This window comes from Lujinxingia vulgaris (assembly GCF_007997015.1).
Lineage (GTDB): Bacteria > Myxococcota_A > Bradymonadia > Bradymonadales > Bradymonadaceae > Lujinxingia > Lujinxingia vulgaris.
Genome location: NZ_VOSM01000010.1, coordinates 86,034 through 107,832 on the forward strand (window position 1 = coordinate 86,034; position 21,799 = coordinate 107,832).

A 21,799-nucleotide genomic window follows, 5' to 3' on the forward strand; every position below is an offset into this window, starting at 1 on the left:
TGCATGAAGGTGCAACTACGATGACTCCCGACTTTGCGGGGGGCTTGTATGCTCGATGATCGCCTCCTCCTGGCGGAGGGTGACCTCCTCGTGATGCACGCGCTGCGAGTAGCGACGCGTGATATGAAGCTCCTCCTTGAGCACGAGGCGTTTCTCCACGACGGCGACCTCCTCGTAGACCGGAATGATCGTCGTCTCCCCCTCCCGGCGCGCGCCTTCGCGCGCCTCCACCACTCGCCCCACCGGCACGCGCTCCACCTCCAGGGCGGTGGCCTCCAGAGGCACTTCGACCTCCTCGTCACGCTCGTGAACGCGCTTCGTCACGCGCACACTCGCCCCCTCCACCTCGCGCACCCCCACCCGGAGCTCCTCCCGTGCTACCGGGAGAATCGTGCGTTTGACCTCGTCGTCTTTACTCATGACCGAACCCGCTCATAGACGCGTCCCAACTCGCGGCACGGCACCGGGGCCGCGCTCATCGAAGCACAGGCGTAATGTGTGCGCGAGAACGAAACACCCAAAGATTTCAATGGTTTAAATGGGGTGAGGCGCGCCTGCGCCGGCGCCAGTTCGAGGCGTCGAGACGGGGCATCCAGGGGACACGAGGACCGCGTGCCAGGATGGCGAGGGGCGCGCGAAACACACCGCCTGCCTGCTCCGGGGGCGCTCAGGGCCAGGAAAACACCAACGCCATACCCCGAAGGGGGCGTAAAGGGGGTCGGAAGCCTATCGCGAACGAGCAGTCGACCCCGTCGACGCCCCCCCGAGCCTATCGCGAAGGACCCGTCGACCCCGTCGACGCCCCCCCGAGCTTATCGCGAACGAGCAGTCGACCCCGTCGACGCCCTGGCGAGCCTATCGCGAAGGACCCGTCGACCCCGTCGCCCCCTGGCCGAGCCTATCGAGAAGGACCCGTCGACCCCGTCGACGCCCTCCCGAGCCTATCGCGAAAGGCGGGCGACCCCCTCGACCCCCGACCTGCCTCGACCACGAACGTTCTGAAACAAGCCAGAGCAACGCGGGCGCTCCGTCGCATCTCTCACCTCCGAGATGCCCCGGCGCGCCCGCGCTCCGATCCGCCTTCTGCGTCGCGCTTAATGCGCTCAGTCGCAGGGATCTTCACTCACCCGCTCGATCATCAGATCGATCGGCTGCGTCTCCAATCCATCAATAAACGCCTCGATCTCACAGCGCTTCACATTGGGCAGATCCAGAAAACGCGCGGCCTGATGGATATGCTCCATAGCCGCCAGGCCTTCGATTGACTCCAACGATGCCAGATCTTGCAATACAAAGGTCTTGGTCTCCCGCAGCGATCCGAAATCATCCATTGATGTCAGCGCCCCCAGATGGCGGAGCGCGAGGAAGTTGACGACCTCCAGGCTGGAGAAGCCGCTCAAGTCCGTGAGCTTGTTAGCGCTGCTGATCTCAAGGCGAAAACGCTGTTCGGTAGGAAGGCGCTCGTCCAGTGGCTCAACCAGCTCTCCAATCTCACGAACATTCTGGAAGGCCGTGATCGCCCGAAGCTCGGGATGGGATTTTATCTCCACACGACCATCGATACGCTCCAGCCTGTCGAACCCTCGAAACGCTTCGAGCGTGGTGCCGTTTTCGAATGCAATCCCACCCAGGCGCTCCACCGAGGAAAATCCATCCAGAACTTTCAGGTCATACTGCGACAGATAGAAGAGTTCGCCGAGCCGCGTTAAATGATTGAAGCTATCCAGCTCGGTGACATCGCTCAGGCCTCCGAGATTAAAAAACGCGACGTGGGTGCACCCCTCCTCACATAAAAGAGGGATGTCTTCGGCGCTTCGCGGCTCGTAATCCGGCGGGTTCTCCGAGCAGTCTTGAAGCTGCCCCGGTGAACACTCAGCGGCCACTGTGTTGGGATCGGTGCAGCCTGTGACGAGGAGCGCCAGAGATGCGAGGAGGGCGTAGGTGTGGCGAGTCATGATGGCATCCAATAGAGAGTTTTTGGGCTGCGAACGCGTTGAGGGAAAGCCTGATCACAGGCTCTGCCTGCGCTGATCGTAATAGACGCAGGAGGCGGAGGCTTTGACTTCTTTTCCAGCAGAAGCCCGCGCGTTCAGCATCCAGTAGCCTTCGCTCTTCGACATCCAGATGCGTTCGGCGCCCCCATCAAATTGGCCGCCGACGGCGGTCAGATAGCAGAGCGCGCTGTCGAGCGGGGCCATGCGTGTTTGAGCATGCGGACGTGTGCTCCCGTAAGGGTTTGCGTGGGCGGTGAACTCGTCCACGTAAGTCTCGGGGTCCGCGTAGAGCCGGTGCATGCCGGTGTACGTGGAGCTCAGGCCAAACTCCATAAACGACGCTTGAAGAGGACCCTGCTGGGAGCTCGCGACGACTCTCCAGTCCAGCCGGTCGACGGGCATATGGACTTCGGCGCGCTCACCAAGTCCGGCCAGCCGGCCGCGAATTCCACTTAAGGCCACCAGGTTCGATAGGTTGCCATGGTATTCGATACGTTCACCCCGGGTGTGTGTATCCACCATGGAGAGAGTGCCGTGTGTGAACCACAGGGAGTGGTCATGGCCGATAAAGCGGTCGCGACGCACGCAGCTGTATTGTGAATAGACCGGCTCAGCGGCTTCATCTTGCCGGGAGTAGGTATGCAGGATCCAATGGTGTTGAGGTGAATGGAAGGTGCCTGTTTCCAGAAACACTCCTTCGCCTCCGCCGGCAAACTTGCCGCCCAGCCCCGTTAAGACGCATTGCATCTGCCGGTAGCCCGCGATCGCCTCGTGGGCGGAGCCCAAACGCTCGACGAGCAGGGGCCCGGTGAGCGCGGTGCTGTCGAGTGGCGGGAGGCCGTCGATCAGCGTGGAGAGGTCGTCTTCGCTGCAGCCCTCCGGGATGGCGCAGGCTTCACACAACGAGGTTTCCGACGCCTCGTCCGTTAAGCGCGCATGGCAGTTTTCTCGGGCTCGGTCGGTGGCCGCTGAGCAGGTCTCAAGCTGCTCTTTCGCGCTCCGATACAGCGCTTGCGTGTCTTCGGGGCCTGACCCCGGGTTGGGCCAGACGACGAGGTGCGGGTTTTCCAGCATCCACGCGTACATCGCGATGGTGTGATCGATGAGGACGTCCGGTCCCATGAGCGTAGCCTCGTGCATATCGAGGTCTTGAACACAGGATAATTCTCTGTGGATGCTCTCCGAGACAGCCTCACAGTCTTCAAGCCGAGTTCGAGTGTATTTTAGAATGTCGACATCGACGCGGCGGCCGTACTCTGGCGAGTCGATGGATTCCTGGCGAATCGCCTCCTCAACGGCCCGGCGGAGATTTGCGATATAGCGCCCCCAGTCTTTCAGGTCGGTGGTGCCCCAGGCCTGCTCATGCACACGCGCTACGGGCGGAGAGGGCAGCCCATACACATACACGTCGAGGGGCACGTCGTTGAGAATCAGGCCGGTCGTGGCGTCGATTGCCCAGTCGAAAGAAAGAGGGGGAAGTTCTTCGTTGCCAGAAAGCGGACTTTGTACTTGAAGGTAGTCGGCCAGGGTCTCGACATCACGCTCATCAAGTGAGGTGATGTCTGCCAACATCACAACATAGCCTCCCAGAGTTTCTTTATCGATATAATGGGTGCCGCAGTCGGTCACAAAATCGTTAAGCTCGGATATCGCGTCGCTGCCAGCGCATCGGGATTCGACTCCCTGAGGCCATCCACCCTCACGGCTGGGGATCACACTGCGCCTCGCGGTGGTGATTTTCGAGACCAAAAAAAGGAGGTGGGAGACGTCGGTGGTTTCAAATCTCGAGCGCGCTCTGGCCTTCAACGCCTCGATCGCGTCGGCCTCATCGCTCATCACAGTGTTTAAAGCGCCCGAGACCTTCCAGTCGACCTCCTGCGCGCTGCGAAGAAATCCGGCGATGAGGGGGGCCGACCAGTGATGAGAGATTTTGGGGAAGAACTCGGGCAGACATACGCCTGCCGGGGCCGCATGCCACGCTCGATCGCTTCGATAGAGGGCGCCGCCCAGGGGGGCGTCGTTTTCAAGCGCGCCCGAATACTCCAGGACCTGCTGGCGTGCGTGGGTTGGCGGGTCCGCCGAAGGGGCGGGGGGATCTGCGCAGGCGAGCGCTTGAGCGGCAAGGCTGAGGCAGAGCGCGCGTAGCGGCCAGGAAAGGGGGCGCATCTTAAAATCTCCTTTCGGGAGGAAGATCGGGCTTTGAGTTGATGCATGAGAGGTAGTCAATGCCATGATACGTGTCAAAGGGGAGGAGAGTTTTAACTTTGTTTTGGTTCTGTGAGGGTTCTTAGAGTCGTGGTTGTGAAACACGAATTGTGCTTTGTTTTTAGAGGGTTAGGCGGGCGTCGTCGGGCGTGTGTTTGAATTGCAGCGCCCATTTGTGAAGAAGATGCTCGCCGTCTTCTACGCGTTCACTCACCTGTTGTGGCGAATGAGACTCCATACTCAAACAGATATTCATGGCTTCTCTGCGTATGCCGGGTCATGGGCACGCATCGGTGATAATTTCTTTTCATGGGTGCACGTGGCATAACGAGCCATGCCACTCCGATGATCGGAAGAACCCGCTAACCTTCACGTAACGTTGAGTCTGATGATGACCCTCCCCCACCGCCCCCTCCCCACCCTCCTCCTCACCCTCCTACTCGCCACAGGCTGCGGCCAGTCCGACTCGCCGCCACCCTCCAACCCCGACGCGGGCGGCCCCGATGTGGAGGAGGATGCCGGGGGTGAGGGCGACGCGGATGTCACCTCGCAGCCCGACCGGGTGGTGGCCGATATTCTCTTTCCCACCGAGACCTTTGTGGTGCAGCTCGACACCATCCTGCGGCCCGAGGCGCAGGCGGTGAACGCGGCCGGCGAGGAGCTTGATGCGCGGGTGAGCTTCGAGAGCAGCGATCCCGAGGTGATGGAGATCTCGTCGGCGGGCATCGCGGTGGGGCGGGCGCTGGGGGCGGTGACGCTCACGGCGCGGGCGGGTGATGTGCAGAAGGCGTGGCCGGCGCGAGTGGTCTCGGCGCCCGTGGCGAGCGTGGAGGTGGTGCCGGCCAACTACACGCTGCAGATTGGCGAGGCGGTGGAGTATGTGGCCGTGGCGCGCGACGCCGGCGACGTGGTGATCGAAGACGCCGGTGAGCCGACCTGGACGACCACCGACATGGGGGTGGCCTCGATCGACACCCGCGGCATCGCGCGCGCGCTGAGCGTGGGGACGGTCGAGGTGGTCGCGACCATCGACGGCATTGAGGGGCGCGCCACCCTTACGGTGGAGGAGGCCCCGGTGGACGCGGTGGCGATAAGCCCGCGCAACCCCGCAGCGATCTACCCATTGGGGAGTGTGACGCTGGAGGCGACGGCGCTCGACGAGCTGGGCGATCCGATGCCCTGGGTCGAGCTGAGCTGGGCGTCGTCGGACACCTCGGTGGCCACGGTGGACGGTGGTGTGATCACCGGCGTGGCGCCGGGCACGGCGATGATCTCCGCGTCGTACGGCGACTTCACGGATGAGGTGGAGGTCGACGTGATCTTCTCGGTGCAGGAGGTGATGGCTGGCGAGGGGGCGGGGTGTGTGATCTCGGGTGAGCAGCTTTCTTGCTTTGGCGAGGGCAGCCAGGGCCAGCTCGGGGTGGGGGATCTCGACGATCGCGCCGCGCCGGCGCGTCTGGGCTACGGCCCGGGCCTGCGCGACGTGAGCCTGGGCGGCGGGCACGGCTGCTTGATCAACGCGGCCGGCGAGCTTTATTGCTGGGGGCGCAATGATTACGGGCAGGCTGGAGATTCCGCCGGTGATCCGGTGCTCGCCCCGGCGCAAATTCTGGGCGCGCGCCTCTCGGGTGGCGGGCGCGCCGAGTTTCTTTCGGTGTCGGCTGGCGCGGAGCATACCTGCGCGGTCGACGATCAGGGCGACATCCACTGCTGGGGCCGCAATGACGCCCGCCAGGCCGGCCACGCTGGCGCGTCGACGCACCTGATTCAAAAAGTCGGCGGCGGCCATGACTTTGTGCTCGCTGCCGCCGGAAGTCGCCACAGCTGCGGCGTGACCAGCGATGACTTTGCCTACTGCTGGGGCGCGGGCGATCGCGGCCAGCTCGGCGACGGCACCACCACCGCCACCCCGAGCGAGGTGCCAAAATTTATCGACGGCGGCTACACCTTCGCCTACCTGGAGGCCGGCGAGGACTTCAGCTGTGGCTTAAGCCCCTCGGGGCTGCCGGTGTGCTGGGGAGCGGGCGACCGCGGCCAGATCGGCAACGGCGCCACCGCCGACGTCAACGTGCCCCGCACGCTCGCCCTGCCCGTGGGAAGCGGCCTGACGGCCCTGACCGTGGGTCGCGACCACGCCTGCGGCCTTTACGCCGGCCAGGCGCTCTGCTGGGGGGCGTTCGACGACGGCCGCCTCGGCCGCGCGCTTAGCGCCGACCAGTCCAGCCCCGAGGCCGCGAGCTTTGCGCAGCGTTTTGTGCAGATCGACGCCGGCGACGGCGTGACCTGCGGGTGGACCGAGGCCCTGGAAGTCTTCTGCTGGGGCCAGACGCCGGGGGCCGGCGCAACGCCGGCGGCGGTCGAGTTTGAGGACTACTAACGACGGTTCTTTCACTCCTGGCGAGCGCTCGTACCCCTGAGTGTAAAACGCAAAAAAGGGCCCCGCGGGGCCCTTTTTTGTGACCATAATGACGATCGCCGTCTTTCAGGCTCAGAGATCGAGTAGGTCAAGCGACGCGCAATCCCAGGCCACAATATTCGACGAACCTTTCATGGGATTGCAGCCCGCGTAGAGCACCCCGCGAGCGGCGTCGATGGCGAGGGCCCAGACGGCGTGGGGCCCATCGCCAACGGGCGCGGGCAGCGGCAGCCGCTGGCGCGTTCCGTCGGAGAGATCCCAGCGGTGGACGCCGGCGTCGGCGCCGGACCAGGAGGCCGCGAAGAGATAGCCTTCGTAGGCTCGCATCCGGGAGACCGAGCTCTGTTCGAGGGTGCGTGTGATCTCGAGGTCGGGAGTGAGAAAGCGAATCGCCTCATCCCAGGCCGCCAGGATCTGGTTATTGACGACTTGAACGTCGGCGATGGCGCCGGTGTCCAGAGTCTTGCCGCGGCGCGAGGCGATCTCGACGGTGTGCAGCCCGACGTCCGTGGCGAAGGTGATGTGGCTTTCGCCGGGCCCCCAGGCCACGGTGTTGACGTCGGCGCGGGCTTTGAAGCGCTGCAGCTCGTCGGTCGATTGGGTGTCCCAGATGCGTAGCGTGGAGTCTTCGGCGACCGACGCCAACTGCTTGCCATCGGGGCTGAATTTTACTTTACGCACGCCCTGCGGGACGCCGGAGTGGCCGGTGTAACTGGCGATCTCATCGCCACTCTGCACGTCGTACTGGCGGACATGCCCGCCGTGGAAACAGATCACGACACTCTTGCTATCGGGGGCGAAGTCGACGTCATACGCGTGGCCTGTGGCGCCTGGAATCTTCGTGACGGCGGTGCCGCTGGCGGTGTCGAAGATGATGCCCTTGCCCGGCCCGGCGGCGGCCAAGAGAGTTCCGTCCGGGTTGAGCGCGAGGCCATGAACGGCCGACATAGATGGACGCTTCATGTTACCACTCCTGTTCGTAGGCGCCCTCAAGGGCCTTGCCATTGTTGACGAAGACCTCTTTGCCGGCGACGCGCGCCTCAAAGAGCTTCCAGGCTGAGAATTCGCCACCTTCGATCATCTCGGGCACAAAGAGGTTGATCGATTCGGTGGAGATGTAGTCGTCGGTGAAGTCGGTGGCGTAGGTTCCGTCGCCGATGATGTGTTGTGCCTGGACGTTGCCGCCGAAGCCGAAACAGAAATAGGTCGTGGCGACGAGGACCTCGACCTGGGCGTCGCCGGCGACGTTGAGGCTGCCGCCGTTGTCGCCGTACATGCCGATGATCGTTTTGGCGTGGAGGTCGCCCTGCACGGTGATGTCGCCGACTTCCGACATGACGAGGTGATTGACGCGGAGGTCGCCGGTGACGAGCAGCAGGTTGCACTCCGACTCCGAGCCCCATTCCACGGAATCGGCGCTCAGCGTGAGGTCACCGTCGATGACAATCGGCGTGCCCTGCTCGCCAAGCGTGAGCGCCAGATCGAGGATGTCGCTCACGTCGCTTATGACATTGCCGCGGTAGACCGTGGCGTCGCCGCACATGCTCAAAAAGGTCAGGGCCGGCTCGGCTCGAAAGGCTTCAAACGCTTCTTTGGCCTCGGCCGGGCTCATCGTGGTCGGTTTGGGGTTGCTCGCCGGCGCTTCGCCGGCCGGCGCGTCACCCGATGCGATGGCGCGGATCTCTTCTGCGGAGAGGAGGTCGGGCGCGGCACCCTCCAGGAAGGGGGAGGCCCCCGACTTCAGAGTCGCCGCCAGCGACCACCACTCGAAGTCGAAGTCCTCCTCATCATCTTCATCAAACCATTCGAAGAGCTCGTCGGGGAAAAGGTTCTTTAGCTCGTCGACGTAATAATCGTACTTAAAAAAGTCGTCGTCGTAGCTGAAATAGTTGATGCAGACCGTTTTGGGGTTGGGGGTCATCGTGCAGCCGTGATCGCTGTTGAGGATCAGCGGGACGTGGGTGGTCCCCTCCACGACCATCTGCCCGTGATTGTAGTTCCCGATGAAGGCGGTGGTGATGTAAGCGTCGCCGGTGACTTCTTTGTAGGAGTTGACGCTGGTCACAAAGTCGCAGTGAAGATCGCCGAGCACGAGCAGGCAGGGGTAATATTCGGTCAGATCCAGGCTGCCGTGGACTGTGAGGTTGCCGTCGATGATCACCAGCTCGTCGGTGGGCTCGCGCTCGCCATCAAAGAAGAGGGACTCCACGGTGTTCTTGTTGACGTCTCCGTAGATCTCGACATCCCCCTCGAAGACGATGACTTTGGCGAATCGGATGTTTCCCACGTAGCGGTCGGCGAGTCCGTACTTCTCGCGGGCCTCGTCATTGGTGAGCTGAGCGGCGGGTTTGGCGTCGGTCCGGGCGCTCGCCGTGTAGCCCTTCTTCTTTTTGGACGCGATGAGTTTGGCGGCGCTCTTCTGCGCCTCCTCGGCGGAGTCGAATTCTTTGGTGCTGGCGCGCCCCTCGGAGCCGATCTTTCCGTAGGTGACGGTGTGCGAATTTCCGAGGAGTTCGATCATCCAGAACTTGGCGGATGTGTCGTCCACGTACTCAAGGTAATGCGTCATGGTGTGCTCCGATGAGGGGGATCCAGGTGATGCGCATGGGAGGGCGAGCTGAATCGGGCCTGCAATGGTGATGTGTGCCGTGGGTATACCAATAGGGCGGGGTCAGGTCGACCGAGAGTTGAGCTTCTACGCCCTCGGAACGTGTTTGCGCATGTTGGCGGTGTAGGCCAGAATCGGCGCACTCCCCCGGAATGGCGACTGCTTTTGACGCCGCAAACGCTCGCTTTGAGCGACATCATGTGTTGGAGACGCGATGACGTATTACCTCGAGAACGCTGAAGAATTCTGGAGCATCGACTATCAAGACGACATCGTGACCGTCTGCTCGGGCCCACTAGGCGAAGCCGGTTCTGTCATCGAGACACACGAAATCGCCGGTGAAGATGAGGCGCTGGAGATGATGCGCGAGCGGGCCCGCGCGCAGCTTTTGCTCGGTTTTGTGCAGCGCCTGCCGCCCGAAGAGCGCTTCTCGCAGGACGAGCGCGTCAAAGCGTACTGGCAAGATGACGTCCTCGATGTGTGGAAAGCGATGGGCGTGACCGAGGCCGACCCGATCGACTACCGCGACCGGTGGGAGGAGTACCTCGCTAAGCCGCTTCCGGATGAGCTGGACCAGTACCTGACCTGGCGCTCCTCGCACCGGTTTGGCTATTGCAACTTCGGCGAGTGGCGGATGTGGGATGAGGACGTCTGGCTGCCGGAGCCGGAGCGGGGAAACCTCTTTGAGCAGCTCGTGCTCATGGATCAGGAAAACGTGCTGGCCACGGCGATGATGGGCCAGTTTGCCCGCTGGGTGAGCATCGGCAGCGCGGGCAACGGCGATCAGTATTTCGCGCATGTCGACGACCTCGATCCGCAGCGCGTCGAGGTGGTTTTTTATGATCATGAGACGAGTTCGCCGAGCTTTGTCTGCGCCGATTCGCTCTCGTCCTTTGCCTGGCTCAACCGTTGCTATGTGGCCTTCTTCGACAACGAGGACGCGGAGGACGAAGCGCCCGGCCTGGCGCAGCTGACCGAGGATATGAGCCTGCTGGAGGGCCGCGTCGCGCTCTCGTGGCATTTCGACGAGTTGGAAGAGGGGACGGAGTTCGAGTCGGGCTATGAGGCGAAGTCCGACGCGCTCTACCTCTTCCACAAGTTCGTCTGGATCAGCGATCTTTTGCGCAACAACAGCATCGGCGCATTTGAGGAGCTCGCGGAGGTCTTTTACGAAAGCCTGCACGCCGAGCTGAGCTTCGAGCAGGCAAAGACGAGGCCTTTTGATGCGTCGTCGGCGCTCTACTGGATCTGGCGCCTCTTCTGGTTCGACAAGCCCGAACTCAACGAGTGTCTTCAGCTTGTGGCATCGCATGACTCGCCGGTGGTGCGCGATTGCGTCGCGCTGGTGCGAGCGTTTTTGGAGGGTCGCACCGAGCTTGGCGCGATCGACGACATCTTCGCGCTGCGCGAGAAGTTCCTGGCGCTCGACCTCGACCCCGACCGGGCCGAGGAGCGCGCCCGCGAGGTCGAAGAGGCCGAGCGGCTGGCGAACGCGGCGCACCACGCTGCGATGGAGCGCGCCGACCAGCTGATCGCCGCGGGTGATGTCGACGCGATGAAAGAAGCGCTGTGGGAACTCGATGATGATGAGGCGGCCGAGCGCGTCTTTGCCCGGGTCGTCGAGGCGTCGCCCGAGGGCGAGGTGTGGGCGCGCCGGTGGAACTTCATCGACGAACATCGAAGCAGCCGCGATGGCCGGGGGCATGATTACGAAGACGAGGAGCTCCACGAGATCATCTGGCGCGAGCCCTCGGAGCTTATCGGCCCGATGCTCGGAAAGCCGGAGAGCTGGACCGGCCACGACTGGAAGCGCCTGGGGCTTGCGGCCGCGGCGGCGGGTGAGCGGATGTTGCCGCATCTGCTGGCGGCGCTCGATACGCGCGACGAGTACCGGCGCGCGCAGACCGCGGCGGCGCGGGGGGTTGCCGCGCTCGGCGATCCCGCGCACGTCGGCAAACTTGTCCCCCTGGTCAAGGAGTTGTGGTGGCCGAACGGCAACTTCTTGATGGAGATGTCGAAGAGCGACCCCTTGCTCGCGACGATTGAAGCGCTCGGGGCGTTGGGCGGCAGTGAGGCGGTCGAAGTCCTCATGAAGCTGATGGAGAAGGGGCCCGATAAGGTGCGTCCCCGGGCGGCCGTCTCATTGGGACGCATCGGCGACGCAGCGGCGACCCAGACGCTGATCGCGTACGTCGATTCGGAGGCGACGCGGCCCGTGCTCTTTGCCCTGGCGCATATCGGCACCGAGGAGGCCCGATCCGCCATCGATGCGTATATTGCCAAAAATAACGGATCGCTGCTCAACCTGGCCTACGAGCGAGGCATGCAGCAGTTTGCGGCCTTCCAGACCGGGGGCGCCGACGCCGTCGACTGGTCGCTCGTGGCGGAGCTCAACCTGATCGTTGAGAACTCCACCTACGACGACCGGGAGCTGCATGAGACGCTCGCCAGGCTGTATCGGCATCATCCCGACGCCGCTGTGGCAGAAGCGCGGCTGCGGGAGTACCTGCATCACGAGTATGCCGTGGTGCGCACGGCGGCGATCGAAGGTTTGGAGGCGCCGGGCGTCGACCTTGGGTTGCGCTGGATGGACCGTCCGACAGTCGAGCTCATCTGGGAGAGCCGTGGTGTGGAGGGCCTGCGCGAAGCGCTGGCCGACCCCAACGCCATCTTCCGCCATAACCTCGTGATCAAGGCCGCGGAAGAGGGCGTCGGCGACGCGCTCGACGCCGAGGTGCTCGCGCTGGCCGACCTCTACTGTCGCTTCACCGGCTACACCAACGGCTATGTGAGGGATGCGCACCGACGCACCTATTATCTCATTGAGGCGATGTCGAAGTTGGACACCGAGGCGATGCTGCGGCGTCTGTGTCGGCTCTGGAAGTCGAGCAACCCGCATTACAGGGGCGCGGAGTACATCAAACACAACTTCGACGATTTGCACGCCCGCATGCGGCCCTACGCCGCCGAGGTCGAAGCGGCGCTCGCTGCCGAGGCCGAAGCAAAAGCCAACGCGGAGGCCAAAAAGGCAGGGCTCGGACTCTCCGCGCGACCCTTTGGCGCCTCTGCCCACGCCGAAGGCCACACCTCGCGCATCCGATCGGTGCAGCTCCTGGGCGACCAGGTGCTGACCTCCTCCGACGATAAGTCGGTGATTCGGTGGTCGCGCGAGGGCACGCTTCTCGCGAAGTACGCGTTTAAGGACGGGTTACGCGACGCGCTCATGGACGACGAGCACGTCTACGCCATCAGTGGCGAGTTTGCCGCCTGTCGTACGCTCGATGGCGAGGTGGTCTGGGAGCGCGAAGGTGTCTTCGACTACTGGATCGCGCTGATGGGAGACCGTTTCATCAGCCCGCCCTACGACACCCTGCGGATCCTCAACCGTCATACGGGCGAAGATATCTACACCTCCAAGACGCTCTTCGGCCTCCAACGCATGGTCCGGCTGGACGACGACCACTTCTTGGTCGCCAAATACCAGGGGGAGCGCTTACTCGTCGTCAACCCCTTCACGTTGAAGGTGACGGCGCAGTGGAAGCTACCACCGGTCAGCGGCTACGGCGGGCTCTGGAGCATGGCGGCGGCCGATGGTGAGGTCTTCGTCAGCAGGCGCGATGACTCGGTGGTGGTGTTCGACGCGCATGGCGAGGTGATTCGCCGCGGCGTCTTCGACAAGAGCCTCTACACGATCCGGGTGGTCGGGGAGCACCTGGTCAGCGCCAGCAGCGGCACGACGGTTAAGGTGTTCGACAAGCACACCTTTGAGCTCATTCAGGAGGTCGAGACGGGCATCGCCATCGAGTCCCTTGGCGTTGGGCCGGGGCCGACGATTGTGGTCGGTGGAAAGAATGGGGAGCTTGTCATCGTCGAGGTCGCGGCGTGAATCGGTAGGGAGGTGGGCGCTCGCACCCCTGAGCACAGAGCGCAAAAAAGGGCCCCGCGGGGCCCTTTTTTGTGGGGGTGTAACGCTGATCTTAGTCGACGCAGTACCCCATCTCGGCGTGGCATTTGCCCTCTACGCAGAAGCCCACGCCGGCGCATTCGGCGTCGGTCGTGCAGGAGGTGCGCAGGCAGGTGTTCTCGGAAGAGCAGGAGAAGTTATCGGGGCAGCCGCCATCCTCGCAGGCGATCGCTTTGCAGTGGCCGTCTGCGGCGCAGAACTCGGCCTCGGCGCAATCGGCGTCGGCGGTGCAGCCGGGCAGGCAGAAGGTATTAAAGCCGTCGCAGGCGCAGCGGGTCGTTTCGGCGCGGCGGCAGACCTCGTCGGTGCCGCATTCGCTGTCGTCGCCGCAGGCGGTCATCTGACCGGCGGGCACGCAGGTGCGTGGCGCGCAGTAGGTGTAGCGCTCATGTTGCACGGGCGTCAGGCAGGAGTTGCTCCCGAATGCGTAGCAGTCATCCTCGACGTTGCACATGCCCAGATCGTTGGTGGTAGCGGGCAGGGTCAGGTCGAAGTCAAAGCCGTTGAGACACCATTTGGTCTCGCCATCGGAGTCGAGCAGGTGCAGGACCAGGTCGCTGACTCGGCCGGTGACCGAGGCCCCGGCGCGGGTGCCGATCGCGCTGAGCGTCATCTCGCCAGAGGCGGTGTAGAAGAAGGTTTCGCAGGTGAAGGGGGTGGGGTCGGCGCCGGGATCACAGCCGGTCCATCCGTTCACAAAGGCGTTGATCGGCACGTCCTGCTCGGGGGTGCTCATCACAAAGGGGTCGTAGTCGGCCAGATCGGTGCTGCCGCCCTGGGGCCAGTAGATGACCAGGCTGCGGGTTTTGCCGTTCTCGTCGGGCTCGCCGTGGAAGATGGCGTTGATGCCGTTGTGGTCATAGCGCGCCACCTCAAGGGTGCGAGGGCCAAACCCGCTCAAGTCGCAGCCGGGCACGGGGTCGTCATCCCCGACGTCGGGGGTGTCGTCGGCGTCGGGGGTGTTGTCGGCGTCGGTGTCGTCGGCGTCGGGGGTGGTGTCGGCGTCGGTGTCGTCGGCGTCAGCGTCGGGGGTGGTGTCAGCGTCGGGGGTGGCGTCGGCGTCGGGGGTGGCGTCGGTGTCCGTGTCAACCACTCCGGTGTCTGGCGAGGTGTCAGTCTCACCGTCGTCGGAGGAGCAGGCCAGGGGGCTGGCGAGCATCAGCAGCAGGAGGAGGCCGAGGGTGTGGCGAGTGACGATGTGCATGGTTGGAACCTGTGTGATGTGGGTTTGCGCGGGTGCGGCGTGATGACGACACGCAGCCCTTCACCCACCTGCTTCAAGCGCAGGTGAGCGAAGGGTAGGCGTCGATCAAAAAGCCCGGCTGCGTGGGCGGCAGCCGGGCTTTTCGGTGTTGAGAAGCGGGAATCAGAACTGGGAGGCGCAGGCGCCAAAGTCCTCGTAGCAGCGACGTTCGACGCAACGACCGTCGCCGCAGTCAGCATCCATCATGCAGGTGGTGCGCTCGCAGATGTTGTCGACGGTGCAGGAGTAGTGCGCGGGGCAGTCGGGGCTGGCGCCGAGACCCTGGCAGGGGATCGGGCCGCAGTGGCCGTCATCGCCGCAGGCCTCGCCGGTTTCGCAGTCCATGTCTTCGAGGCAGGCGGGCTGGCAGGTGCGCATCCCCGGGGAGCAGGCGCAGGCCTCCATCGGCGCGGGTCGGCAGACGCCGCCGGCGCCGCAGGACGCGTCGTCCACGCAGGAGGTCAGCTCGGGGTTGCAGCTCTGCGGCGGGCACATCGCAAAGCGCCGGGCCTCCTCCGGATCAAAGCAGGAGCTGCCGCCGCAGTCCTCATCAACGCGGCACTCGCCAGGGGCGGGCAGGTTGGAGACGACGCCAAGATCGAAGTCGAAGGCGTCGATGCACCAGCTCGTCTCACCCTCGGAGTCCACAACGTCCATCACCAGCTCGGAGAGCTCGCCGGTGAGCTGCTCGCCAGTCTGCGTGCCCAGGGCGCTGAGGGTCAGGTTGCCCGACTGGTTGAAGTACGAGGCCTCGCAGCTGTTGATCGAGGGAAGCACGCCGGGGGTGCAGCCGGTGTAGCCGATCACCACAACCGTGTTGTGGGTGCTTCCGTGGGCAAAGGTGGGCAGCACGTAGGGGTTGTAGTCGGCCACGTCGCTGCTGGCGCCGCCGTTGAAGTCCCATTTGATGATCAGGCCGCGGGCTTTGCCCTGGCCGTTAGCTTCGCCCAGAAAGGACGCCTTAAGATAGTTGGGGGCCCAGACGGTGGCGTCTTCCAGGGTGAGGGCGTCAAAACCGTTCTGCGAACAGCTCGGGTTGGGGTCGGCGTCGGTGTCGGCGTCGGGGGTGGTGTCGGCGTCGGGGGTGTCGCCGGCGTCGGGGGTGGTGTCAGCGTCGGGGGTGGTGTCAGCGTCGGGGGTGGTGTCAGCGTCGGTGTCCGTGTCGACCACTCCGGTGTCTGGCGAGGTGTCAGTCTCACCGTCGTCGGAGGAGCAGGCCAGGGGGCTGGCGAGCATGATCAGCAGGATGAGGCTGAGGGGGCAGTTCGGGCGTTGAAGCATGGTCTTCTCACTCTTAAGGGGCAGAATCAACATTCAAAAACGAGGTGAGGTAACATATTATTACAGTTGGAGTGTGGCAATAGGTAATCTGTCTAAAACGCCGTGAGGCGATGCCATAGGCCAGGTTAATCCAGGGGGAGGCCCGAGGCCCTCATGATCCCCCACATCTCCTAAACACCGCATAAACACTCGCGCTCACAGCCTTCCCCGTTTCCCTCCCAGGCCCACCTTGCGCAATCATCCTCAATTTGATCGACTGGCCACCGACAACAGCGATGAAACTCGAAGACAAGGACGAGCGCGATGGAAGCGACCACGATGATGGCAGATCTGACGTTGAGCGATGAACTCCAGGACGTGGATCTGGGCGATAAACGGCGCAACGAGCGTTACGTCAGAATTGCCGGACGACTGGCCGCGCAACCCGATAAATCGGTTCCTGATGCGATGGAAAATCACGCTGAGGTTGAGGCCTATTATCGCCTGATGAGCAACGATGCGGCCGAGCACCAAACCCTTCTTGAGCCGCATTTTGACAAGACTTCCCGGCGCAGCGAAGCGTCGCAAACCGTGCTGGTTGCGCACGATACCACCGAGTTTGCGTACGCCATTCACGACGAGCCATCTCGGGAGAATCTTGCGCGTCTGCGGGCGAATCAGCAGGGCTTTCTCTGGCACGCTTCGCTGGCGGTGAGCGCCGACGGAACCCGCGCGCCGCTTGGACTTGTGGCCAGTCGCCCCTACGTGCACGCCTCGCAGATTGAGGGCCAGGAGGCGCTTGATTTCTGGCGCGCGCAGAACGGTCTTCTGGACAACGAGCAGACCCGATGGCTTGACGCTGTCGAGGCCTCCGAGGCCCGGCTTAAAGACGTCGACGAGGTGATTCATGTCATGGATCGCGAGGGCGATGACTTCAACACGCTCTTTCCGATGGTGTTCTCCGGCTACGGTTTTGTGGTGCGTATGACCGGCGATCGCAGCGTCTCCACCGGCCCAAAACGCAGCGAGAAAGCGCCGCTTGAGGCGGTTCTCGATAAGGTCGAATGGTCGAAATCAATGCGCACCATATAGCTCTCCGCCCGGCCCAAACGCAAGGCCAGCAAGTCGCACCGCGCTCGCCGTTTCCGCAGCGCTCGTCTCAAGATCCGCGCCACCCGGGTGGAGCTTCGTCGCCCCGACAATCTGCCGGCGGCCAACTCTCCGGCGCGCTTCGGTGTGAACGTCGTCGAGCTCAGCGAGATCCGCGCGCCTAAAGGCGAAGATCCGGTGCGCTGGCTGCTCGTCACCGACCGCCCGATCGACACCGACGAGGACTGCTGGTAAATCGTCGATTGGTACCGCGCCCGCTGGCAGATTGAGGAGTAATTTAAGGCACTTAAGACCGGTGCGGCCTACTCCAAATTGCAGCATCGGAGCGCCCACACGCTGCTTGCCGCGTTGAGCGTCAAGGCGATGGTCGCCTGGAATCTGCTCGTGATCCGCTACCTGGGCCGCAACCACGAAGACGTCGAAGCCAGCGGCTGGATCACCCCCGCACAGCTCGCGATTTTGAGGATGAAACGCCCCAAGATCATGAAGCGAAAAGCCACCGCCGGACGCATTATGGCGGCGGTCGCCTCGCTCGGCGGGCACATCAAGAACAATGGCCCGGCGGGCTGGCAGGTGCTCGGCCGCGGCTGGGCTCATCTGCTGGAGTTGGAGCAGGGCTTTCTGATCGCGAAGCAGATGATGGAGGAGATGTGATCAATCATGAGCCGTCGGCCGCCTCCCCGGAGATATTCACCTTTGAGGGAGGCGGCCGGGTGGGGCGTTACCAGGTGCAGCCGAAGACTCCGGAGCACATCAGGTCGTCTTCCAGGGCAACATCCTGGCAGGAGATGGCGCTGCCGGTGCAGGCCTCTCGCCAGACACATCCCTGGCTTTCGCAGAACGCCTGGCCCTGGTCGGTGACCTGAGGATGCTGGCAGTTCTCCGGGTAGAAGGAGAAGCCTGTCCCTAACATGCATCGATCCTGAGCACTGAAATACTCGCATTGTTGGTTTTGCTGGCACGCGGTGGCGTCCAGAGCGGCACATTCCTCCTGGGTGGGGTAGGTGCACCGACTTCCGGTGCTGCAGCCGGAGTCCGTGCACAGCTCGCCTGCGGGGAGGTAGGCGCACTCGGTCTGACCGCCGCCACAGGCCGGGTCGCCGGAGTCATAGGGCTGGCAGGCGTCGGCGTCAAAGACGAAGGTGCTCTCGAAGTTGACGTAAGTGCCGCCGAAGCTGTCGTCGAATTGGCCGGAGATGACGATGTCGACGGTGGTGATGCCCTCGGCGTCGGTGGTGAAGTCGGCGCTATAGTCCTGCTCGAAGAGGGGGCGAGTGTGGCAGGTGCCGTTGTCGCCGTTGAAGGTATGGATGAGGGGGATGGCCAGGCCTGACCAGGGGCCGGGGTAGGCCGTCTGGTTGACCGACCCGTTCTCGTCGTAGTCGAAGACCATCAGGGGGAGGACGTCTTCTTCGTCTTCACAGCCCGAGACCGGGCTGGGGACGCGGGCCTGAAGGCGCAGGCCGGCGTCGTCGATCTCGCAGGCCACGTCGATGGTGCTGTTTGTATAGTGCTCATCGAATTGCAGGCTGCCAGCCTGGGCGCTGTCGATCATAAGCTCCCAGGACCAGGAGGCATCAAAGCTCGGAGTGTCTCCAGAGTCGGGGGTGTCTCCAGAGTCGGGGTTGTCGCCGGAGTCGGGGTTGTCGCCGGAGTCGGGGTTGTCGCCGGAGTCCGGGGTGTCTCCAGAGTCGGGGTTGTCGCCGGAGTCGGGGTTGTCGCCGGAGTCGGGGGTGTCGTCGGCGTCGGATGTGTCGCCGGAGTCGGACGTGGTGTCGGCGTCGGTGGGATCGGAGTCGCCACTGCAGGCCGAAATGGCCAGGGCAAAGGTGATGAGAAGGGCCAGTACGCGTGGGTTCATGGGTATCACTCCAGGTGTGTTCTGCGTGAGCGTTAAGGCCGGATGATTTAGCGACGTGAAGTCATGCATCACCCGGGCGGATGTCGTGGACTTAGAGAAGCTCGATATGGATGCTCTGTTTGATATACGAGGCTTTGCGCGTCCCTTTGCCGTTGCCTTCGACGGCGGCATTGGCGCCGGGAGGGAACACGGTGGTAGGGCCGCCGGGGACTTCGAGAAACTCCTGGGAGAGTCCGCCGTTACCGTCATCGAAGAGGACGATGGAGCCCGTGCGCGCGGCGGAGCGGACGACGAGGTCTTCGAAGCCGTCGCCGTTGAAGTCGCCGGTCTCCAGGAGGCGGAGCTCCTGGTCGGCCAGGGCTTCGGGGAGGGTGAGCTCTTCGAGGACGACTTCGAAGATGACGGCATCGGACTCGCCATCGGTGCGAGATGAGGCGTGGAGGTTCGTCCCCACACGTTTTTTCTTGATTGCGATGCGTTTGATCTTGCCGCGGAAGGGAACACCGCCAGCGGCCGCGGAGTGTTGCAGGATGTTGGAGCCGGGGCCCTGGCCGCCCACGAAGATGGGGTTCTCCGAGGAGAGCGGTTCGTCGTCGAGGAGGACGTCGAGGGGGGCATCGCCCTCGTCGCCATTGCCGCCGGCGCTGCGCATCACGAGGCCCTCGCTGCTGTAGGTGAAGGTCAGGGGGTGTGCAGCCTGGGCGGCGGTGAGGGTGGCGAGGACCTCGTGGTTATCGCCATCGCTGAAGTCTTCGGTGGCGATGCGGGTGGCCGGGGCGCTGACGACGGTGTGAACGGTCGTGTCGGAGAGCTCGAAGGCCGGGTCGTCGAGGGAGAAGCTCAGGGGCTCGTCGGCGCCAATGGCCTGCGCGAGCCGGGCGGCGGTGATGGTGAAGGTGCCGGACGTACTCCCGACGGTGTCGCCGCTGACGCCCTCGCTGAACTCGACAACAATCTCAATTTCAATAAAGCCGCTTTGCTCCTGAGCCTCGTCGTCATCGTTGTCCTCGCTCTCGGCGTTCTGGAAGACCACGGCCGTGTTGGCGTCGCCGGTGTCGATGTGCAGCAGACCGGGCTCGGAGATCTGGCCCTGGGCGTTGAGGGTCCAGACGGCGTGGGTGGCCCGCTCGTGGTGGACGTTGATGAGGATCATGGCCACGTCGTCGGCGGCGGAAGCACCCGGAGCGTCGACGATGATGGGCGGGGCGGTCAGGCTGAGGTCGATCTCACCCCCTTCGCCTTCCCAGGGCGGGCCCTCGCAGCAGAGGGGGACACCGTCGATGAGGATATCTCCGCCGCCGCAGCAGGCGGCCACGGACCAGGTGGAGCTCCTGGTGCCGGGGGCCAGGTTCATGCGCCAGCCATCGGGGGTAAAGTCCGTGATGGGGAGGCTGCAGTCGCCAGCGGTGGTGCAGGAGGTGCTCAGGTCGCTGACCCTGTCCAGGCGCATGGTGCCGTCCGGGAGGAGGGTGCGCATGGCGAGGTCACCGGCGGTGAGGCCAGAGTGTCGCGAGGGCACCAGAGGCGTCACGGCGGTGGGAGCTACAGCCGTCTCAGCAGCCTCGCCGCCAAGACCCGTCCATTCGACGCGCAGGGGGGCGCCGGTGGCGGAGTCGTTGCAGAGGATGGCGAGGCTGGAGGCGCTGCTGGCGAGGATGGACTGGCGGCCGTCGGGGCGGCAGTTCTCGGGGAGGTTGAGGTGATCGACCTTCCCGTTGACCATGCCTTCGCCATCGACCTCAACGGACGCGAAGGCACGCTGGTTCTCCCGGGTGATCTCGACGAGAAGTCGGGTGTCGGTGCTGGCGAGTAGCTTGAGTTCGAAGGGGTACTGGACGCCGAAGCTGGCGAGGGAGGCCGAGCCCAGGGCTTCGCCGGAGGTGGTGAGGAGGTTGAATTGCCTGTCCTCGTCGACAAACCAGACACGCGGGGTGTTCTGGATGGAGGTGAGGCCCACCTGCCCCTCGGCAAGCTCGGCGGCCGGGGTGGTGCCCAGGGCGTCGAGCTGGTTGCTCAGGATGACGGCGTCGGGGTCGAAGCCGTAGCCGAGGCCGACGATGGCGAGGGTGGCGTTGGCGGTGCGCGTCAGCGCGGTGCCGTGCTGGCGCCGTCCGCCGGGAGCGTCGCCGGGGGTAAAGGTGATCCCGAGAAGTTCGGTGAGCTGCGGGCCCTCGTAGCTGCCCGAGTCCACTCCCGCGCTGCGCTCGAAGTCTCCGGCAGCGTCAAAAAGCACGGTCGTGCCGGTAAAGACGCCCTCGTCCGGGTCAAAGCTCCACGCATCCAATTCAAAATAAGGGCCCGTCTCCCGGGAGATCGTCGAACCGGAGAGGTCCTCGTCATCGACGTCCAGGGTCGCGTGCACCGTGGCTTCGCCCTCGTCGTTGACGCTAACGATCTCGATGCCGCCGCCTTCGGCGGCGCGCATGGTCCCGGCGATAAGTCGGCCTTGTTCGGTCGCTCTGACATAGAGGTCGAGGCCGCGCTCCGAGAATGCAGCCGGCAGCCGCGAGATGTCTCGGTTCGGGATGAGGTCAGCGATCTGTTGCGCCGAAAGCGCCCAGCGGATGGGGACTTCCAGCGGTTGGCCCGACGCGTCTTCAAGGGTCAAACGCTCTGGGCCAACATGTTCGTTGGCGACGCCTTCGGGGGCAGTGAGACCGCCCAGGCTGAGCGAGCAGGCGTGCAGCGCTTCGGCCGGCACACAGTCGAAGGCCTCGACGCGAAGGGGCGGCGCATCGCTGCGGGTGCGTTCCCCACGAAAGGCGATGGACTCACCGAACTGCCGATTCGGAGGCAGGGTGTCGCAGAGGAGCTGAAGCTGCAGGGCGTGCTCCGCCTGGTCGAGGGGGTAGGTCGCTGGCGAGACGGACGAAACCTCGCACAGAGCAAATGCGTCCGGGCTGACGTCGGGCTCGTCTGTGCCCACGTCCGGATCTTCGATCGGAGGTCTGTCATCGAGGTCGTTGTCGACCGAGGGACAGCCGGTCGTGAGGAGTCCGAGCGCGGCGATGGCCGTGATCGGGGCGAAGGAGTGCGGGGTTTTGATCATCATATCGGGTTTCCAGGGCGGCCTTTTGAGGGTGTGAGACAGGGGAATGGAGCGTGATGAGGCCACGACAGGACATCGCAGCCTCATCC

At 64.0% G+C, this 21,799-nt stretch carries 14 protein-coding genes; 5 read left to right on the plus strand and 9 right to left on the minus strand.

The window, feature by feature from the left end; translation table 11 throughout:
- Positions 1–15 precede the first annotated feature (15 nt).
- The 3 genes from FRC98_RS17050 to FRC98_RS17060 all read right to left on the minus strand — a co-directional run bounded on the left by FRC98_RS17050 (position 16) and on the right by FRC98_RS17060 (position 4,160).
- Positions 16–420, minus strand: coding sequence for a YsnF/AvaK domain-containing protein (locus tag FRC98_RS17050; RefSeq protein WP_146982639.1), 405 nt, complete (start codon positions 418–420; stop codon positions 16–18).
- Positions 421–1,103: 683 nt separating this feature from the next.
- Complete coding sequence (locus FRC98_RS17055; protein ID WP_146982640.1) at positions 1,104–1,955, minus strand: hypothetical protein; 852 nt, start codon at positions 1,953–1,955, stop codon at positions 1,104–1,106.
- A 54-nt stretch (positions 1,956–2,009) separates the two neighbouring features.
- Entirely contained in the window at positions 2,010–4,160 is a 2,151-nt protein-coding gene (locus FRC98_RS17060; protein WP_230467718.1) for a hypothetical protein, read from the minus strand.
- 427 nt (positions 4,161–4,587) lie between these two features.
- Between FRC98_RS17060 and FRC98_RS17065 the strand changes: the two genes are divergently transcribed.
- Positions 4,588–6,576, plus strand: coding sequence for an RCC1 domain-containing protein (locus tag FRC98_RS17065; RefSeq protein WP_146982642.1), 1,989 nt, complete (start codon positions 4,588–4,590; stop codon positions 6,574–6,576).
- A 111-nt stretch (positions 6,577–6,687) separates the two neighbouring features.
- On the opposite strand, the gene FRC98_RS17070 is transcribed toward FRC98_RS17065, so the two are convergent.
- Positions 6,688–7,578 carry a WD40 repeat domain-containing protein gene (locus FRC98_RS17070; protein WP_230467719.1) on the minus strand — a complete coding sequence of 297 codons (891 nt, stop codon included), beginning with the start codon at positions 7,576–7,578 and terminating at the stop codon, positions 6,688–6,690.
- 1 nt (position 7,579) lies between these two features.
- A complete protein-coding gene (locus tag FRC98_RS21675; protein WP_230467720.1) occupies positions 7,580–9,184 on the minus strand; it encodes a WGR domain-containing protein in 1,605 nt (534 codons plus the stop codon).
- Between the two features lie 253 nt (positions 9,185–9,437).
- Here FRC98_RS21675 and FRC98_RS17080 point away from each other — a divergent pair, with 253 nt between their 5' ends.
- The gene (locus FRC98_RS17080; protein WP_146982644.1) at positions 9,438–13,109 is read left to right on the plus strand and encodes a HEAT repeat domain-containing protein; all 3,672 of its coding nucleotides are present in this window, start codon (positions 9,438–9,440) and stop codon (positions 13,107–13,109) included.
- Between the two features lie 91 nt (positions 13,110–13,200).
- On the opposite strand, the gene FRC98_RS21680 is transcribed toward FRC98_RS17080, so the two are convergent.
- Together FRC98_RS21680 and FRC98_RS21685 are read right to left on the minus strand one after the other, a co-directional pair.
- Positions 13,201–14,391 (minus strand): hypothetical protein, encoded by a 1,191-nt coding sequence (locus FRC98_RS21680; protein WP_230467721.1) that lies wholly within the window; start codon positions 14,389–14,391, stop codon positions 13,201–13,203.
- Positions 14,392–14,553: 162 nt separating this feature from the next.
- Positions 14,554–15,711, minus strand: coding sequence for a hypothetical protein (locus tag FRC98_RS21685; protein ID WP_230467722.1), 1,158 nt, complete (start codon positions 15,709–15,711; stop codon positions 14,554–14,556).
- A gap of 303 nt (positions 15,712–16,014) precedes the next feature.
- On the opposite strand from FRC98_RS21685, the gene FRC98_RS17095 reads away from it, so the two are divergent.
- From FRC98_RS17095 to FRC98_RS17100, 3 genes are all read left to right on the plus strand, one after another.
- Positions 16,015–16,782, plus strand: a complete 768-nt coding sequence (locus tag FRC98_RS17095; RefSeq protein ID WP_146982645.1) for an IS4/Tn5 family transposase DNA-binding protein — start codon at positions 16,015–16,017, stop codon at positions 16,780–16,782.
- Between the two features lie 87 nt (positions 16,783–16,869).
- Positions 16,870–17,034 (plus strand): hypothetical protein, encoded by a 165-nt coding sequence (locus FRC98_RS21690; protein ID WP_230467723.1) that lies wholly within the window; start codon positions 16,870–16,872, stop codon positions 17,032–17,034.
- 129 nt (positions 17,035–17,163) lie between these two features.
- Positions 17,164–17,454, plus strand: a complete 291-nt coding sequence (locus FRC98_RS17100) for a hypothetical protein (protein WP_146982646.1) — start codon at positions 17,164–17,166, stop codon at positions 17,452–17,454.
- A gap of 67 nt (positions 17,455–17,521) precedes the next feature.
- Here FRC98_RS17100 and FRC98_RS17105 read toward each other — a convergent pair whose 3' ends face one another.
- Positions 17,522–18,661, minus strand: a complete 1,140-nt coding sequence (locus FRC98_RS17105) for an ICP22 family protein (protein ID WP_230467724.1) — start codon at positions 18,659–18,661, stop codon at positions 17,522–17,524.
- A gap of 91 nt (positions 18,662–18,752) precedes the next feature.
- Complete coding sequence (locus FRC98_RS17115) at positions 18,753–21,713, minus strand: immunoglobulin domain-containing protein (RefSeq protein ID WP_146982648.1); 2,961 nt, start codon at positions 21,711–21,713, stop codon at positions 18,753–18,755.
- Positions 21,714–21,799: the final 86 nt, after the last annotated feature.

Coding starts and splice junctions, on each gene's coding strand:
- FRC98_RS17050 (WP_146982639.1), bottom strand. CDS start 420: ATGAGTAAAGACGACGAGGTCAAACGCACGATTCTCCCGGTAGCACGG.
- FRC98_RS17055 (WP_146982640.1), bottom strand. CDS start 1,955: ATGACTCGCCACACCTACGCCCTCCTCGCATCTCTGGCGCTCCTCGTC.
- FRC98_RS17060 (WP_230467718.1), bottom strand. CDS start 4,160: ATGCGCCCCCTTTCCTGGCCGCTACGCGCGCTCTGCCTCAGCCTTGCC.
- FRC98_RS17065 (WP_146982642.1), top strand. CDS start 4,588: ATGATGACCCTCCCCCACCGCCCCCTCCCCACCCTCCTCCTCACCCTC.
- FRC98_RS17070 (WP_230467719.1), bottom strand. CDS start 7,578: ATGAAGCGTCCATCTATGTCGGCCGTTCATGGCCTCGCGCTCAACCCG.
- FRC98_RS21675 (WP_230467720.1), bottom strand. CDS start 9,184: ATGACGCATTACCTTGAGTACGTGGACGACACATCCGCCAAGTTCTGG.
- FRC98_RS17080 (WP_146982644.1), top strand. CDS start 9,438: ATGACGTATTACCTCGAGAACGCTGAAGAATTCTGGAGCATCGACTAT.
- FRC98_RS21680 (WP_230467721.1), bottom strand. CDS start 14,391: ATGCACATCGTCACTCGCCACACCCTCGGCCTCCTCCTGCTGCTGATG.
- FRC98_RS21685 (WP_230467722.1), bottom strand. CDS start 15,711: ATGCTTCAACGCCCGAACTGCCCCCTCAGCCTCATCCTGCTGATCATG.
- FRC98_RS17095 (WP_146982645.1), top strand. CDS start 16,015: ATGGAAGCGACCACGATGATGGCAGATCTGACGTTGAGCGATGAACTC.
- FRC98_RS17100 (WP_146982646.1), top strand. CDS start 17,164: ATGGTCGCCTGGAATCTGCTCGTGATCCGCTACCTGGGCCGCAACCAC.
- FRC98_RS17105 (WP_230467724.1), bottom strand. CDS start 18,661: ATGAACCCACGCGTACTGGCCCTTCTCATCACCTTTGCCCTGGCCATT.
- FRC98_RS17115 (WP_146982648.1), bottom strand. CDS start 21,713: ATGATGATCAAAACCCCGCACTCCTTCGCCCCGATCACGGCCATCGCC.